Annotated in this window: 14 protein-coding genes; 5 read left to right on the top strand and 9 right to left on the bottom strand. The window is 61.0% G+C overall.

Going from position 1 to position 15,556, the window contains the following annotated elements:
- Positions 1–103: 103 nt before the first annotated feature.
- From AC1Q9F_RS22090 to AC1Q9F_RS22080, 3 genes are read right to left on the bottom strand one after another with little or no spacing between them, the layout of a single operon-like run.
- Entirely contained in the window at positions 104–400 is a 297-nt protein-coding gene (locus AC1Q9F_RS22090; protein ID WP_007894945.1) for a winged helix-turn-helix domain-containing protein, read from the bottom strand.
- 24 nt (positions 401–424) lie between these two features.
- The gene (locus AC1Q9F_RS22085; protein ID WP_007959720.1) at positions 425–916 is read right to left on the bottom strand and encodes a M48 metallopeptidase family protein; all 492 of its coding nucleotides are present in this window, start codon (positions 914–916) and stop codon (positions 425–427) included.
- A gap of 41 nt (positions 917–957) precedes the next feature.
- Positions 958–3,081 (bottom strand): putative bifunctional diguanylate cyclase/phosphodiesterase, encoded by a 2,124-nt coding sequence (locus AC1Q9F_RS22080; protein ID WP_492620973.1) that lies wholly within the window; start codon positions 3,079–3,081, stop codon positions 958–960.
- 350 nt (positions 3,082–3,431) lie between these two features.
- Between AC1Q9F_RS22080 and AC1Q9F_RS22075 the strand changes: the two genes are divergently transcribed.
- Together AC1Q9F_RS22075 and AC1Q9F_RS22070 are read left to right on the top strand one after the other, a co-directional pair.
- Positions 3,432–4,100: a polysaccharide lyase family 7 protein gene (locus AC1Q9F_RS22075; RefSeq protein WP_197867255.1), complete on the top strand. Its 669-nt coding sequence runs from the start codon at positions 3,432–3,434 to the stop codon at positions 4,098–4,100.
- 364 nt (positions 4,101–4,464) lie between these two features.
- Positions 4,465–4,824, top strand: a complete 360-nt coding sequence (locus AC1Q9F_RS22070; RefSeq protein WP_492620972.1) for a DUF6124 family protein — start codon at positions 4,465–4,467, stop codon at positions 4,822–4,824.
- An 83-nt stretch (positions 4,825–4,907) separates the two neighbouring features.
- On the opposite strand, the gene fba is transcribed toward AC1Q9F_RS22070, so the two are convergent.
- The 6 genes from fba to tkt all read right to left on the bottom strand — a co-directional run bounded on the left by fba (position 4,908) and on the right by tkt (position 11,121).
- Positions 4,908–5,972, bottom strand: a complete 1,065-nt coding sequence (gene fba, locus AC1Q9F_RS22065) for a class II fructose-bisphosphate aldolase (protein WP_007959708.1) — start codon at positions 5,970–5,972, stop codon at positions 4,908–4,910.
- Between the two features lie 126 nt (positions 5,973–6,098).
- Positions 6,099–6,431 (bottom strand): MliC family protein, encoded by a 333-nt coding sequence (locus AC1Q9F_RS22060; RefSeq protein ID WP_207984193.1) that lies wholly within the window; start codon positions 6,429–6,431, stop codon positions 6,099–6,101.
- Between the two features lie 56 nt (positions 6,432–6,487).
- Positions 6,488–6,709, bottom strand: a complete 222-nt coding sequence (locus AC1Q9F_RS22055) for a hypothetical protein (protein WP_007959706.1) — start codon at positions 6,707–6,709, stop codon at positions 6,488–6,490.
- A gap of 34 nt (positions 6,710–6,743) precedes the next feature.
- Entirely contained in the window at positions 6,744–7,907 is a 1,164-nt protein-coding gene (locus tag AC1Q9F_RS22050) for a phosphoglycerate kinase (RefSeq protein WP_492620971.1), read from the bottom strand.
- 12 nt (positions 7,908–7,919) lie between these two features.
- A complete protein-coding gene (gene epd, locus AC1Q9F_RS22045; RefSeq protein WP_007959703.1) occupies positions 7,920–8,972 on the bottom strand; it encodes an erythrose-4-phosphate dehydrogenase in 1,053 nt (350 codons plus the stop codon).
- 151 nt (positions 8,973–9,123) lie between these two features.
- Positions 9,124–11,121, bottom strand: a complete 1,998-nt coding sequence (gene tkt / locus AC1Q9F_RS22040; protein ID WP_492620970.1) for a transketolase — start codon at positions 11,119–11,121, stop codon at positions 9,124–9,126.
- Positions 11,122–11,392: 271 nt separating this feature from the next.
- On the opposite strand from tkt, the gene AC1Q9F_RS22035 reads away from it, so the two are divergent.
- The 3 genes from AC1Q9F_RS22035 (at position 11,393) to ligB (ending at position 15,477) form a co-directional block, all read left to right on the top strand.
- Positions 11,393–12,388: an ArsR/SmtB family transcription factor gene (locus AC1Q9F_RS22035; protein ID WP_007959700.1), complete on the top strand. Its 996-nt coding sequence runs from the start codon at positions 11,393–11,395 to the stop codon at positions 12,386–12,388.
- A gap of 18 nt (positions 12,389–12,406) precedes the next feature.
- Positions 12,407–13,597 carry a methionine adenosyltransferase gene (metK, locus tag AC1Q9F_RS22030; protein WP_011336330.1) on the top strand — a complete coding sequence of 397 codons (1,191 nt, stop codon included), beginning with the start codon at positions 12,407–12,409 and terminating at the stop codon, positions 13,595–13,597.
- Positions 13,598–13,800: 203 nt separating this feature from the next.
- Complete coding sequence (ligB, locus tag AC1Q9F_RS22025; protein ID WP_492620969.1) at positions 13,801–15,477, top strand: NAD-dependent DNA ligase LigB; 1,677 nt, start codon at positions 13,801–13,803, stop codon at positions 15,475–15,477.
- Positions 15,478–15,556: the final 79 nt, after the last annotated feature.

Raw genomic sequence — 15,556 nt, 5'->3', positions numbered from 1 at the left:
CGTATCAAGCCTGTAAAAGGTGTAAACGATGTCCCCGGTCTAATGTGTAAAGGATGTACCGGTCTCTACAGTGAGGGCAACGATCCAGAGGCGAACACCCAACTCAGGGATATTCCAAAACCGCTTTTATCTGCCGCAAATTCCGCTCGATCCACCCCCGATCAATCGCCCCCCACTCGCGAATCCGATAACGCCCCGCATGATTGCGCGCGCCCTCTTCCTGTTCAAACTCGCAAACGATATCCAGATCCGCCAGCGCCGCAATCGTGTCCTGCGCCGTGCGCCGGGGCATGCCGGTGACCTCGGTCAGCGCCGGCACGCTGCTCGCCAGGCCGCTGTCGATCAGGTACGCCACATATAAGCGCCGGTAGAAACTGCTCTTGGTCTTGCTTACGTCCATGCATGCGCTCCGTTGTTTGATGTCTTATTGCATGTCCCGCCACGTCAGGTACACCCGCAGGTCGAACTCGACCTGGTGGTAGCCCGGCAGCATGTGCTCACATAACTTATAGAACGCCTTGTTGTGATCCGACTCCTTGAAGTGCGCCAGCTCGTGCACGACGATCATCTTCAGAAACTCCGGCGCGGCGTCCTTGAACAGCGAGGCGATGCGGATCTCTTTCTTGGCCTTGAGCTTGCCGCCCTGCACCCGCGACACCGTGGTGTGCAGGCCGAGGGCGCGATGGGTCAGGTCGAGGCGGTTGTCGAACAGGACCTTGTCGATGGCCGGGGCGTTGCGCAGGTATTCCTGCTTCAAGTCCAGCGCGTAGCCGTACAACGCCTTGTCGCTCTGCACATCGTGGCGGCCCGGATAGCGTTGGCTCAGGTAATCACCGAGGCGGTTGTCGGCGATCAATTGGCGCACCTGATCCTGCAGATTCGCGGGATAGGCCTGGAGGTATTTCAACGCAGTCATGGGGCGGCACGGGTCATGAAAAGGCCGCCAGTGTAGCGAATTCAACCGGCCAACGCGCTCCAGTCGAACGGCTCGGTAAAGCGTGCGGTGTCCTCGGCGACCAACGGCCGCGCCACCAGGAAGCCTTGCACGTACTCGCAACCATGGGCTTGCAGCCACTGGTATTGCTCGACGGTTTCCACGCCTTCGGCAATCACCAGCAAGCCGTATTCCTTGCATAGGTCGATGACCGTGCGCACCAGGGAAGCATCGCGGGACGAGTCCGGCAATCGGGCGATCAGGTGACGATCGAGCTTGAGGGTGTCCAGCTCCAGATCGCGCAGATGCGACAGCGAGCAGGACCCGGAACCGAAATCGTCCAGCGCCACCCGCACCCCGAGATTGCGCAGTAACTTCAGTTGTTTGCGGGTTTCATCCGGATTGATCGTCAGCGCCTCCTCGGTGACTTCCACTTCCATCTGGTGCGGCTGCAAACCATGGCGCTCCAGCACCTGACGCAATTCGGTGACCAGATTAGGCAGGCCGAACTGGGTGTTGCTCAGGCTCACGCCGATCACCAGATCCCTGGAGAACTCGGACTCCCAGGCCTTACGCTGCCCGGCACTGCGGTGATAGATCCAGCTGCCGAGCCTACTGATCAACGTTGCCTCCTCCAGCAACGGCAGGAACAGCCCCGGAGGTACGTCACCGACGCTCGGGTGTTGCCAGCGCAGCAGGGCCTCGAAACCACGAATCCGGCCGTCGCCAATCGCCACTTGCGGCTGATACACCAGATTGAAATCGCGGTTCTCGATGGCGTTGCGCACGCTCTCTTCCAGCATCAGCCGTGAGCGCGCGCGGCCGTTCATTTCATGATCGTAGAAGCGATATTGCTGACGCCCGGCACGCTTGGCTTCGTACATGGCGATGTCCGAGGCGCGCATCAAACCGTCGAGGTTGTTGCCGCAATCCGGGTAGGTGGCGATGCCGATACTCGCGCCCAGAGCGATATCGAGGCCTTCGATCTGCTGACAGATCGACACCCGTTCGATGAGTTTTTCAGCAATCTTCGCCGCTTGTTCGGGGAATTCCAGATCCAGCAGCGCAGTGAATTCATCGCCGCCCATCCGCGCCAGAATGTCGAACGGCCGCAGGCAGGCCTTCAGTTGTTCGGAGACCCAGCGCAACACTCGGTCCCCGGCATCATGGCCGAGGGAATCGTTGACCCTCTTGAAGCCGTCGAGATCGAGGTACATCAGCACCCAGCTGCTGTCCGTGCGCTCGCCGCGCAGCAGGAGGTTTTCCACAGTCTGGTAAAAACCCCGGCGATTGAGCAGCCCGGTCAGCGGGTCGGTGACCGCCTGAAATTCCAGCTGCTGATGCAGATGACGCACCACCGACATGTCCAGCACCGTCACCACCATCGCGTGCTGTTCGCTCGGCAGCGGCGCGCAAGACAGGGCCACCGGCACTTGCTGGCCCGGCGCGGTACGCAGCAACGCGTCGTGTAAGCGCAACGTCTCGCCGCGTTTGTAACTGGCATAAAACTCGGAATCGGCCCACAGCGGAATGTGCGGTTTCTGCAGGAAATCGAGAAACTCCTGCCCTTCCAGTTCCTTCACCGGCGCATTCAGCAGCCGGGAAATCGCCGGGTTGGCGAAGCGAATCAAGCCATCCTCGGCCAATACCAGAATCCCTTCGGCGGCGTTATCCAGCACCGACGCATTGAAGGCCCGCGCCGATTCCAGATCCTGACTCAAGCGCTGCAACGCCCGGCGATTGCGCTGGTGCTCCAGCAACGCCTGGACTTTGGGCTTGAGAATCTGCGGATCGAAGGGTTTGAACAGGTAATCCACCGCACCGCTGGCGTAGCCTTTGATCACGGCATCCTGGGACTGCTCGTTGGCGGTGAGGAAAATGATCGGGGTCAGGCGCGTGCGCTGACTCCCGCGCATCAGCCGCGCGACTTCGAAACCGTCCATGCCCGGCATCTGCACATCCAGCAGCACCAGATCGACGTCGTGTTCGAGCAGCAGGCTGAGGGCTTCGAAACCGGAAGCTGCAGTCATCACCTGCCAGTCCTGGCGCTGCAGCAACGCGCGCATGCTGATCAGATTTTCAGGGTAATCATCAACGATCAAAAGGACTGAGCTGCCTTCACCTGGCTGGGGTTGCGCGCATTCCATGCTGCTTCTCTTGTCGGGACATCTCGTGTCGGGGCATCTCGGATCAGTGTTCCGGGCGGTTTCTCGTGAAAACCGTACAGTCACTGAGCCTTCACTCTAGTCCGGGATCTGTAAAAGCAGTAGCTGTCACCAAGCCATCATTTAACCAAACCGGTAAGTAGCCGACTAACGGTCACCGCTGAAGCCCCCGAAAACCGGGAAAGATGGCATTTCGACAGGATGTTGACGCCAATCATCCGCCAGACGGCCGTTAACAAAAAATCCCTCTACGCTTATAAAGGCCGCCCCAAGAACCGCGGGCTAGAGCTTCTGGCACGCGCGTGCAACAGCAACAGAGTGGAAGAACCGACATGATCGACCTCGCAACCTGGAACCTCAGCGTTCCCGTTGGCAGCCCGCCCTACACCGTCGAAACCTCCAAACTGGTGAACGGCTTCAAGGATCAGTACTTCCATTCCGACACCGGCACCCTGTTCTTCTGGTCCCCGGTGACCGGCTCGAAAACCGAAAACGCCATCTACCCCCGCACCGAACTGCGCGAAACCTGGAGCAACGGCACCCTGCGCAACTGGTACTACCCCGACGCCGACAACCTGCTGCGCGCGACCCTCTCGGTCAACAAGGTGCCCAGTTCCGGCAAGATCGTCATCGGCCAGATCCACGCCTATGAAAGCCAGAAGCCGATGCTCAAGCTTGAGTACCAGTACAAAGACAAAACCGAGACCGGCAACCTGGTGATCAAACTGCGCACCCATCCGGATCAGGACGAAAGCCGCGTCATCACCCTCGCCACCGGGATCAAACTCAATCGCGAATTCAACTACCTCATTCACCTGAGCCCCGGCGGCGCACTAGGTGTGAGTGCGGCCGGGTATCAGTGGGATTCGCAGATCAGCGCGACGTGGCGCAACAAACCGCTGTATTTCAAGGCGGGCGTGTATGTGCAGGACAACACTGGATACACGAGTGAAGGTGGGCAGGTAACGTTCAGCAAGCTGGATATCGATCACGATAAATAGCCGCGATGCGTTCGTTTAAGGCTTCTGTTTAAAGGCAGTGTGCGTAACGTCTCGAAGACTACAACGGCTTGCGTCGCTGCCTACCGGTACGCCAGAATCCGCCGGCTTGTGCGCCTGGAGGGCCGTCGGTAACTTGATTCGGGTCACTGATTCGCAGTGATCGGGTTTAGTAGCCCGAGGGTTCGCGAGGCGTATTTGCACTCCAGAAAGTGAGATATCTCGATATCTGCGCTTGATGGTAGCTGTACGCAGGGCGCTTTCGGGCGCGCCGGTTCGCGTCTCCCCGGTCTACTAACCTGCGTTCAGCTGCCACCCCATCGTTTAGTAGCGATCCGGTGTCGGCTCCATTTCCCGGAGACGAAACATGATTCAATCGACGCCTCATCCGCCGGTCACAGACCCGGCCTCCCCCTACGATTCCATCGACCCCAAAAAACTCAACGAAGCCGCCGAACGCGCCCTCGACCACTACCTCTGCCCCGGCGCCCGCATCATGGCCACGGTCAACGAACCCGACCGCATGTACTTCGCCAACCCCGCCTACAACACCGAATCCCTGCTGGCCAACGCCAGCGAAACCCTCGGCTCCGCCAGCGAAATGCTCAACAACTTCGCCGCCACCCTCGCCCCCGCCGACCGCAAAACCGCGATAGGCATCGCGCAACTGGTGATGCTTGGAGAACTGGCGGTAAATCAGGCGCTGGATCACGTCGAGCCGAACTAGGAACCCTCGTTCATCCGACAAAATCGGCTCAAAAAAAACCCGCCTCACGGCGGGTTTCTTTCAACTCAGCTAAACACCCAGTCTCAATTGACCTTGGCGTTCAACTCACCTTTCAGATAACGCTGATACATGCTTTCCAGCGAGATCGGCTTGATCTTCGAAGCGTTGCCGGCAGTACCGAAAGCTTCGTAACGAGCGATACATACATCGCGCATGGCCTTCACGGTTTCGCCGAAGAATTTACGCGGGTCGAATTCGCTCGGGTTGGTGGCCATCAGGCGACGCATGGCGCCGGTGGATGCCAGACGCAGGTCGGTGTCGATGTTGACCTTGCGCACGCCGTGCTTGATGCCTTCGACGATTTCTTCAACCGGTACGCCGTAGGTTTCTTTGATGTCGCCGCCGTACTGGTTGATGATCGCCAGCCACTCTTGTGGCACCGACGAGGAACCGTGCATCACCAGGTGGGTATTCGGGATGCGTTTGTGGATTTCCTTGATGCGGTCGATCGCCAGCACGTCACCGGTAGGTGGCTTGGTGAACTTGTAGGCGCCGTGGCTGGTGCCGATGGCGATGGCCAGGGCATCAACCTGAGTCTTCTTGACGAAGTCAGCAGCTTCTTCCGGGTCGGTCAGCATCTGGCTGTGATCCAGAACGCCTTCGGCGCCGATGCCGTCTTCTTCACCGGCCATGCCGGTTTCCAGCGAACCCAGGCAGCCCAGCTCGCCTTCAACCGAAACGCCACAGGCGTGAGCCATGGCGACGGTTTGTTGGGTCACGCGGACGTTGTATTCGTAGTCGGTCGGGGTCTTGCCGTCTTCGCCGAGGGAGCCGTCCATCATCACCGAGCTGAAGCCCAGCTGGATCGAGCGCTGGCAGACGTCAGGGCTGGTGCCGTGGTCCTGGTGCATGCACACCGGGATGTGCGGGAATTCTTCGATTGCCGCCAGGATCAGGTGACGCAGGAACGGGGCACCGGCGTATTTGCGGGCACCGGCCGAAGCCTGAACGATCACCGGGGAGTCAGTCTTGTCAGCGGCTTCCATGATGGCGCGCATCTGCTCAAGGTTGTTGACGTTGAAGGCTGGAACGCCGTAGCCGAACTCGGCTGCGTGGTCCAGCATCTGGCGCATGCTGATAAGTGCCATTGTATGTCTCTCTCCCGGTTTGGGTCGTTAATCGTGCCAGCCTGCCGGAGCGGCGGCGGCTATTCAAGTGATTGCAGATCGGGGGGTTGAGGCCCGGCCTGGTGATTCGATAAAGCAAATTCTGTTTTATTCGGCTTTGCAGCCCCGGCCGATCAGATCATTGGTGGCGACCCAGTAGACCAGGCCTTCCTCACCTTTGATGTGAAACGCCAGCATGTCATCGCTGTACAGCGCACCCGAGGCACCCGGCTCTTCTTTCAGGCGATAGACCTGATCGCCGCCGCCCAGGCGTACATCGACTTCCTTGCGGGCGGCATCGGTGAAGCGCCACAGCACCTTGGCCTGGCTGTCGCAGGTCCAGGTGGTCCAGTTATCCACAGGGGTGGACGACTGGAACGGGTTCCACTGCGCGCAACCACCCAACAATCCCAGTGCCGCAACGGCGATCAAGCCTTTCATCCGTGTTCCTCGACCGGCAGCGCACGCCGCCGGACTTGAGTAAAGAGTCAGACCGGTCAAGGACAACCATGTTCCTTGGCCGGGGTTTGCGTCTCGTATTTGTCCAGACCGTCCGGGCCCGAGCGCTTGTTCAGCACCGGGTTGGTTTCGGCCTGCCAGTCGGCCTGGTAGCAGCCTTTCTGGGCCTCGCCGGGTGCCGGTGTCGGCTCGGCCTTCGGGTTACTCCCGCAGGCCGCCAGCGTACCGGTCAGCAGCAACAGCGCTAACGACTTGACCATCTGAACACTCCTTTGCCTGGCCAATCGGGCGGCCTCAGGCCTTGGCCCGGCTTTCCAGGACTTCAACGGCCGGCAGCACCTTGCCTTCGACGAATTCGAGGAACGCGCCACCGCCGGTGGAAATGTAGGAGATCTTTTCAGCCACGCCATATTTATCGATGGCCGCCAGGGTGTCGCCACCACCGGCAATCGAGAACGCCGCGCTTTCCGCGATGGCCTGGGCCAGCACTTTGGTGCCGTTGCCGAACTGGTCGAATTCGAACACGCCGACCGGGCCGTTCCACAGGATGGTTTTCGACGACTTCAGCAGTTCGGCGAAGTTGGCCGCGGTTTGCGGGCCGATGTCGAGGATCATGTCGTCGGCAGCGACGTCAGCGATCAGTTTCACGGTCGCTTCGGCGCTTTCAGCGAATTCCTTGGCAACCACCACGTCGACCGGCAGCGGCACGTTGACCTTGGCGGCAATGGCGCGAGCGGTGTCCAGCAGGTCCGGCTCGTACAGCGACTTGCCGACCGGGTGACCGGCCGCAGCGAGGAAGGTGTTGGCGATGCCGCCGCCGACGATCAGTTGATCGCAGATCTGGCTCAGGCTGTTCAGCACGTCGAGTTTGGTCGAGACCTTGGAACCGGCAACGATGGCCGCCATCGGCTTGGCCGGGGCGCCCAGGGCTTTGCCCAGTGCGTCGAGTTCAGCAGCCAGCAGCGGGCCGGCAGCGGCGACTTTGGCGAACTTGGCGACGCCGTGGGTCGAGCCTTCGGCGCGGTGGGCGGTACCGAAAGCGTCCATCACGAACACGTCGCACAGGGCGGCGTATTGCTGGGCCAGTTCGTCGGCGTTCTTTTTCTCGCCCTTGTTGAAGCGCACGTTTTCGAACAGCACGATATCGCCGGCCTTGACGTCAACGCCGCCCAGGTAATCAGCCACCAGCGGCACTTCGCGGCCCAGGGCCTTGCTCAGGTAGTCAGCGACTGGCTTGAGGCTGTTCTCGGCAGAGAATTCGCCTTCGGTCGGACGACCCAGGTGCGAGCAGACCATCACGGCCGCGCCTTTTTCCAGGGCCAGCTTGATGGTCGGCAGCGAAGCCAGGATACGCGCATCGCTGGTGACAACACCGTCCTTGACTGGGACGTTGAGGTCTTCGCGGATCAATACGCGCTTACCTTGCAGATCGAGGTCGGACATCTTCAACACGGTCATGGGTCGCACTTCCTACGGTTTTTTTGAAGTCGCTGTTTGCAGATAGTGTTCTGCAACATCCAGCATTCGGTTGGCAAAGCCCCATTCGTTGTCGAACCAGGCCAGGATGTTCACCAGCCGTGGGCCGGAAACGCGGGTCTGACTGGCATCGACGATGGCCGAATGTGGGTCATGGTTGAAATCACAACTGGCGTGAGGCAATTCGGTGTAGGCCAACAGACCTTTGAGCGGGCCGCTGGTGGCGGCGTCGCGCAGGATCCGGTTGACCTCGCCGGCGTCGGTGTCGCTCGCGGTCTGCATCGTGATGTCGAGGCAGGACACGTTGACCGTCGGCACGCGTACGGCTTTGGCCTGAATTCGCCCGGCAAGTTCCGGCAGCAGGCGCTCGATACCACGCGCCAGACCGGTGGACACCGGGATCACCGACTGGAACGCCGAACGGGTGCGGCGCAGGTCTTCGTGGTGATAGGCGTCGATCACCGGCTGATCGTTCATCGCCGAGTGAATCGTGGTGATCGACACGTAATCCAGGCCGACCGCCTGATCCAGCAGACGCAACAGCGGCACGCCGCAGTTGGTGGTGCAGGAGGCGTTGGACACCAGCAGTTCGTCGCCGGTCAGGCAATCCTGATTGACACCGTAAACGATGGTGGCGTCGACATCCGCCTCGCTGGCCATCGGCTGCGAAAACAGCACACGCGGCGCGCCGGCGTCGAGGAAACGCTGGCCGTCTGCGCGGGTGTGGTAGGCGCCGGAGCATTCGAGCACCAGATCGACGCCCAGCGACGCCCAATCGATGCCTTCGGGGGTGGCACTGCGCAGGACCTTCACGCAGTCGCCATTAATATGCAGACAATCGCCGTCGACCTTTACTTCGCCGGGGAACCGGCCGTGGGTGGAGTCGAAGCGTGTCAGGTATTCGATGCTGGCCATGTCGGCCAGATCGTTGATCGCGACAATTTCAAACCCTGCCGCCGAGCCTCGCTCGAACAACGCACGCAAGACGCAACGACCAATCCGGCCGTAGCCGTTGAGTGCAACTTTGTAGGGACGCGGTTGAGGCATGGGGTTCTCGATTACCGTGGTGTATCCGTTGATGCGATGGCGCCTGAACCATCGCTATCGCGAGCAAGCTCGCTCCCACATGAGTCATACATAACCCTGTGGGAGCGAGCTTGCTCGCGAAGGCGTCAGTTCAGGCGACACCTTTTCTGGATCAGTCTTCCAGCAGCTCTTCAGCCTGACCCAGGATGTTTTCCAGGGTGAAGCCGAACTCTTCGAACAGTGCCGAAGCCGGAGCCGATTCGCCGTAGGTGGTCATGCCGATCACGCGACCTTCCAGACCCACGTACTTGAACCAGAAGTCGGCGTGAGCCGCTTCGATCGCGATACGTGCGCCAACCTGCAATGGCAGAACCGATTGCTTGTAGCTGGCGTCCTGAGCGTCGAACGCGCTGGTGCATGGCATGGAAACCACGCGCACCTTGCGGCCTTGCTCGGTCAGCTTGTCGTAGGCCTGAACGGCCAGACCGACTTCCGAACCGGTAGCGATCAGGATCAGCTCTGGCTCGCCTGCGCAGTCCTTCAGCACATAACCACCACGGCGGATGTCGGCGATCTGGCCGGCATCACGGGCTTGGTGCTGCAGGTTCTGACGCGAGAAGATCAGCGCCGACGGGCCGTCCTTGCGCTCCAGAGCGTTTTTCCAGGCCACGGCCGATTCAACGGCATCGGCTGGACGCCAGGTGTCGAGGTTCGGCGTGCTGCGCAGGCTGGTCAGTTGCTCGATCGGCTGGTGCGTCGGGCCGTCTTCGCCCAGACCGATGGAGTCGTGGGTGTAGACGTGGATCACACGCTGCTTCATCAGCGCGGACATGCGCACCGCGTTGCGGGCGTATTCCATGAACATCAGGAAAGTCGCGCCGTAAGGCACCAGACCGCCGTGCAGGGCAACGCCGTTCATGATGGCGGTCATGCCGAATTCGCGCACGCCGTAGTACATGTAGTTTCCGCTGGCGTCTTCGGCGCTGACGCCTTTGCAGCCTTTCCACAGGGTCAGGTTGGAACCGGCCAGGTCAGCCGAACCGCCCAGCACTTCCGGCAGCAGCGGGCCGAACGCGTTCAGGGCGTTCTGGCTGGCTTTACGGCTGGCGATGGTTTCGCCCTTTGCCGCGACTTCAGCGATGTAGGCATCGGCCTTCTCGGAGAAGTCGGCCGGCAGCTCGCCGCTCAGGCGACGGATCAGTTCGTTGGCTTCGGTCGGGAACGCGGCGGAGTAGGCAGCGAAACGCTGATCCCACTCGGCTTCGGCGGCGCGGCCTTTTTCCTTGGCATCCCACTCGGCATAGATGTCGGCCGGGATTTCGAACGGGCCGTGGTTCCAGTTCAGCGCCTGACGAGTCAGGGCGATTTCCGCGTCACCCAGCGGGGCGCCGTGGCAATCTTCTTTGCCTTGCTTGTTCGGCGAACCGAAACCGATGGTGGTCTTGCAGCAGATCAGGGTCGGCAGCGGGCTCTTGCGAGCGGTCTCGATGGCGGTCTTGATCTCTTCCGGGTCGTGACCGTCGACGTTACGGATCACTTGCCAGTTGTACGATTCGAAGCGCTTCGGCGTGTCATCGGTGAACCAGCCTTCGACTTCGCCGTCGATGGAGATCCCGTTGTCATCGTAGAAGGCGATCAGCTTGCCCAGACCCAGAGTGCCGGCCAGGGAAGCGACTTCGTGGGAAATGCCTTCCATCATGCAGCCATCACCCAGGAACACGTAGGTGTGGTGGTCGACGATGTTGTGGCCAGGACGGTTGAACTGCGCGCCCAGTACTTTTTCTGCCAGGGCGAAGCCCACAGCGTTGGCCAGACCCTGACCCAGCGGGCCGGTGGTGGTTTCAACGCCCGGGGTGTAACCGAATTCCGGGTGGCCCGGGGTACGGCTGTGCAGTTGACGGAATTGCTTCAGGTCGTCGATCGACAGGTCGTAGCCGGTCAGGTGCAGCAGCGAGTAGATCAACATCGAGCCGTGGCCGTTGGACAGCACGAAGCGGTCACGGTCGGCGAACGATGGATTGCTCGGGTTGTGCTTTAGGTAGTCGCGCCAAAGCACTTCGGCGATATCTGCCATACCCATAGGGGCACCGGGATGGCCGCTGTTGGCTTTTTGCACGGCATCCATGCTGAGGGCACGAATGGCGTTGGCACGCTCACGACGGCTAGGCATCGCTGATCTCCTGGGTGTGAATAGATTGAAACGGAAAAAAGGAGGGCATTTTCCCTCACCCGAGCGCCTCGGGGCAATGACAGATAGTCATCCGGAGGCGTTTTTCCCATGGATAACATCGGTTTCGGTTGGTGAAACCTTTCCGCTGTTCGTTTGTAGAGTTAACCGGGCGGTGAGAAGTGCAATCGAATGCGCCATCCATCGAGCAATATCAAAACTTTTTGATATAGACCTTGCGATGCCTTCAGGCCGTCACTAGACTGCCAGCCCTATGAACCTACGCGTGCCTTCCATTCGCCATGACGATTGCGACGAGCTGGCGGCCCTGTGCAAGGCCGGCGGCGATCCGCTGCGGCTGAATGTATTGCGCGCCCTGGCCAACGACTCGTTCGGCGTACTGGAACTGGCGCAGATTTTCGATATCGGCCAGTCCGGCATGAGCCATCACCTTAAAGTGCTGGCGCAGGCGGATCTGGTGGCGACTCGCCGCGAAGGCAATGCGGTGTTCTATCGCCGCGCCCTGCCCCACACCGAGTTGCTGGGCGGCAAGTTGCACGCAGCCTTGTTAGAAGAAGTCGACAATCTGGCGCTGCCGGCCGACGTGGAAACCCGGATCGCACAGGTTCACGGGCAACGCGCGGCCAACAGCCAGGACTTTTTCGCCCGGGTCGCGGAGAAGTTCCGCGCCCAGCAGGATTTGATTGCCGGCCTGCCGCAGTACCGTGAAAGCGTGCTGGCCCTGCTCGACAAACTGAACTTCAATGGCGCTGCCACGGCCATTGAAGTCGGCCCCGGCGATGGTGCATTCCTGCCGGAACTGGCCCGCCGCTTCGGCACCGTAACCGCACTGGACAACAGCGCGGCGATGCTCGAACTGGCCCGCCAGGTGTGTGAACGTGAACAGCTGGCTAACGTCAGCCTGCAATTGGCCGATGCATTGAATGGCGTGAGCCTTCAGGCCGATTGCGTGGTGTTGAACATGGTGTTGCACCATTTCGCCGCGCCGGCCGAAGCGCTCAAGCACATGGCCAGCCTGCTGCAACCGGGCGGTAGCCTGCTCGTGACAGAGTTATGTAGCCACAACCAGAGTTGGGCCAGGGAGGCCTGCGGTGATCTGTGGTTGGGGTTTGAACAGGACGATCTGGCCCGTTGGGCCACCGCTGCGGGACTCGTTCCCGGGGAAAGCCTCTATGTAGGCTTACGTAATGGTTTCCAGATCCAGGTCCGCCATTTTCAGCGACCGGCTGGCGACACTCACCATCGGTAAATTCAGGAAAACATCGAGATGAGCGAATACTCCCTCTTCACCTCCGAGTCCGTGTCTGAAGGACATCCGGACAAAATCGCCGACCAGATTTCCGATGCAGTGCTGGACGCCATCATCGCCCAGGACAAGCACGCACGCGTTGCAGTGGAAACCCTGGTCAAGACTGGCGTGGCCATCGTTGCCGGTGAAGTGACCACCAGCGCCTGGGTCGACCTGGAGCAGATCGTTCGTGACGTGATTTGCGACATCGGCTACACCAGCTCCGACGTCGGTTTCGACGGCGCAACCTGCGGCGTGATGAACATCATCGGCAAGCAGTCCCCTGACATCAACCAGGGTGTTGACCGTGCCAAGCCTGAAGATCAGGGCGCCGGCGACCAGGGCCTGATGTTCGGCTACGCCAGCAACGAAACCGACGTGCTGATGCCAGCACCGATCACCTTCTCGCACCAACTGGTGCAGCGTCAGGCCGAAGCCCGTAAATCGGGTCTGCTGCCTTGGCTGCGTCCGGACGCCAAGTCGCAAGTGACCTGCCGTTACGAAGGCGGCAAGGTTGTCGGTATCGACGCCGTGGTTCTGTCGACCCAGCACAACCCTGAAGTGTCGTACAACGACCTGCGCGAAGGCGTGATGGAGCTGATCGTCAAGCACGTGCTGCCTGCCGAACTGCTGAGCAAGGACACCCAGTTCCACATCAACCCGACCGGCCAGTTCATCATTGGCGGCCCGGTAGGTGACTGCGGTCTGACCGGTCGCAAGATCATCGTCGACAGCTACGGCGGCATGGCCCGTCACGGCGGCGGCGCGTTCTCCGGTAAAGATCCATCCAAGGTTGACCGTTCGGCAGCCTACGCTGGCCGTTACGTTGCCAAGAACATCGTCGCTGCCGGCCTGGCCGAGCGTTGCGAGATCCAGGTTTCCTACGCGATCGGTGTGGCCCAGCCTACCTCGATCTCACTGAACACCTTCGGCACCGGCAAGATCAGCGACGACAAGATCATCAAACTGGTCCGCGAAGTGTTCGACCTGCGTCCATACGCGATCACCACCATGCTCGACCTGCTGCACCCGATGTACCAGGAAACCGCAGCCTACGGCCACTTCGGCCGCGCTCCGCAGACCAAGACTGTTGGCGAAGACACCTTCTCCACGTTCACCTGGGAAAAAACCGACCGCGCCGACGCTCTGCGTTCCGCTGCCGGCCTGTAATTTTCCTGGCGGTACAAGAAGCCCCGCACGGTTCGCCGTGCGGGGCTTTTTCATTCGTACCTTGTGGGAGCGAGCTTGCTCGCGAAGAGGCCCGAATCAGCGACATCACATTCGGAATGGAAACAGCTCGCAAAACACCCACCTCTCTCAAGAACGGATCCTCGCCTAGCCTTCAAGTTTCTCCCTGAGCAAGGACGCTCACGATGCTTGCCACACTGCGCCTGTTTTTGTTTTTCCTGCCGGTTTTCCACCTCAACGCCCTCGCTGCCGACTGCCCCGACTGGACCGCCGACCGGGCATCAAGCGAAGTCGCCGCCCTGCAACAACAGATCGATCACTGGGACGACGACTATCATCGCGAAGGCCGCTCGGTGATCGCCGATGAGCTCTACGATCAGTCACGCCTGCGCCTGAACCAATGGCGCCGGTGCTTCAAATTTCCATCACCGCCCGAGCCGTTGCGCACCGCATCAGGCCCGGTTGCGCACCCGATCGCGCATACCGGTCTGGACAAACTTCACGATGCGGCGGACATCGCGACCTGGTTGCACGACCGCAAAGATGTCTGGGTACAACCCAAAGTCGATGGCGTAGCGGTGACCCTGATCTATCGCGACGGCCGATTGCATCAGGCGATCAGTCGCGGGGATGGGGTTCACGGGCAGGACTGGACCGTATCGGCAAAAAAGATCGGAGCCATTCCGCAACAGCTGACGCAACCACAGGATCTGCTGGTACAAGGCGAACTCTATTGGCGTTTGAACGGGCATACGCAGGCACGTGCCGGCAGCGCCAACGCCCGGGCCACCGTGGCCGGGCTGCTGGGGCGCAAGGATCTCGACGCGGAACACGCAGCCGGCATCGGGCTGTTTGTCTGGGACTGGCCGCAAGGGCCGAAGGACCTGCCGGAGCGAATCGCGGCCCTTACGCAGTTCGGTTTTCCTACCACCGAGCCCTACACCCAGGCCGTCGCCAGCCTGAACGAAGCGCAACACTGGCGCGATCACTGGTATCGCTCGCCATTGCCATTCGCCACGGACGGAGTGGTTCTACGTCAGAGCCTGCGGCCGCCGGCCGAGCGCTGGCAGGCTCGTCCGCCCTACTGGGCTGTCGCCTGGAAATACCCTTTCGCCCAGGCGCTGGCCGACGTGCGCAAGGTGAACTTCAAGATCGGCCGCACCGGGCGCATCACGCCGGTGCTTGAACTGTCGCCGGTGATGCTCGATGACCGGCAGATCAAACGGGTCAGTGTCAGTTCGCTCAGGCGTTGGCAGGAGCTGGACATTCGCCCCGGCGATCAGGTCGCAATCAGCCTGGCCGGGCTGACGATTCCGCGTCTCGACAGCGTGGTATTGCGCAGCACTGAACGCGTGGATCTGAACGTTCCGCTCGCCCGCGACTTTCACGCCCTGAGCTGCTGGCAACCGACGCCGGGCTGCGAAAGCCAGTTCCTCGCGCGCCTGACCTGGCTCAGCGGCAAGCAGGGACTGGCCATGTCGCATGTCGGTCGCGGCACCTGGGAGAAACTTCTGGAAACAGGCCGCCTGAACAGCCTGCTGGATTGGTTGACCCTCGACGGGCCGGAGCTTGCTAACATTGCCGGTCTCGGCGAGCGCAGCAGTGCCCGCCTGCTGCACAGTTTTCACAGCGCCCGCCAACGGCCGTTCCTGCAGTGGCTCAAAGCCCTGGGATTGCCACCGACCGGTCAGGCAACACTCGCCGACTCATGGCAGGCGCTGGCACAACGCAACACCGAACAATGGCAGGCAGAAGCCGGAATCGGCCCGGGCCGCGCGGCGCAATTGAGCGCCTTTTTTCGCGACCCGCAGGTACTGGCCCTGAGTGAAACCCTGCAAGCCGCCGGCGTCGACGGCTTCTGAACACGCAATCCCCGGCCCGCCGGGAACCCAATGTCCGCCGGAGCGCTCCAACAGCGCAGTGCTTCACCGACCGATTGCC

The sequence above is a fragment of the Pseudomonas sp. GW823-FHT04A03 genome (assembly GCF_058796615.1).
The sequence above is the reverse complement of the archived record's forward strand: the minus strand, read 5'-3'. Positions and strand labels throughout refer to the sequence as shown.

Bases quoted from the DNA above. Each gene is read 5' to 3' on its own strand.
- AC1Q9F_RS22090 (WP_007894945.1), bottom strand. From the start codon at position 400: ATGGACGTAAGCAAGACCAAGAGCAGTTTCTACCGGCGCTTATATGTG.
- AC1Q9F_RS22085 (WP_007959720.1), bottom strand. From the start codon at position 916: ATGACTGCGTTGAAATACCTCCAGGCCTATCCCGCGAATCTGCAGGAT.
- AC1Q9F_RS22080 (WP_492620973.1), bottom strand. From the start codon at position 3,081: ATGGAATGCGCGCAACCCCAGCCAGGTGAAGGCAGCTCAGTCCTTTTG.
- AC1Q9F_RS22075 (WP_197867255.1), top strand. From the start codon at position 3,432: ATGATCGACCTCGCAACCTGGAACCTCAGCGTTCCCGTTGGCAGCCCG.
- AC1Q9F_RS22070 (WP_492620972.1), top strand. From the start codon at position 4,465: ATGATTCAATCGACGCCTCATCCGCCGGTCACAGACCCGGCCTCCCCC.
- fba (WP_007959708.1), bottom strand. From the start codon at position 5,972: ATGGCACTTATCAGCATGCGCCAGATGCTGGACCACGCAGCCGAGTTC.
- AC1Q9F_RS22060 (WP_207984193.1), bottom strand. From the start codon at position 6,431: ATGAAAGGCTTGATCGCCGTTGCGGCACTGGGATTGTTGGGTGGTTGC.
- AC1Q9F_RS22055 (WP_007959706.1), bottom strand. From the start codon at position 6,709: ATGGTCAAGTCGTTAGCGCTGTTGCTGCTGACCGGTACGCTGGCGGCC.
- AC1Q9F_RS22050 (WP_492620971.1), bottom strand. From the start codon at position 7,907: ATGACCGTGTTGAAGATGTCCGACCTCGATCTGCAAGGTAAGCGCGTA.
- epd (WP_007959703.1), bottom strand. From the start codon at position 8,972: ATGCCTCAACCGCGTCCCTACAAAGTTGCACTCAACGGCTACGGCCGG.
- tkt (WP_492620970.1), bottom strand. From the start codon at position 11,121: ATGCCTAGCCGTCGTGAGCGTGCCAACGCCATTCGTGCCCTCAGCATG.
- AC1Q9F_RS22035 (WP_007959700.1), top strand. From the start codon at position 11,393: ATGAACCTACGCGTGCCTTCCATTCGCCATGACGATTGCGACGAGCTG.
- metK (WP_011336330.1), top strand. From the start codon at position 12,407: ATGAGCGAATACTCCCTCTTCACCTCCGAGTCCGTGTCTGAAGGACAT.
- ligB (WP_492620969.1), top strand. From the start codon at position 13,801: ATGCTTGCCACACTGCGCCTGTTTTTGTTTTTCCTGCCGGTTTTCCAC.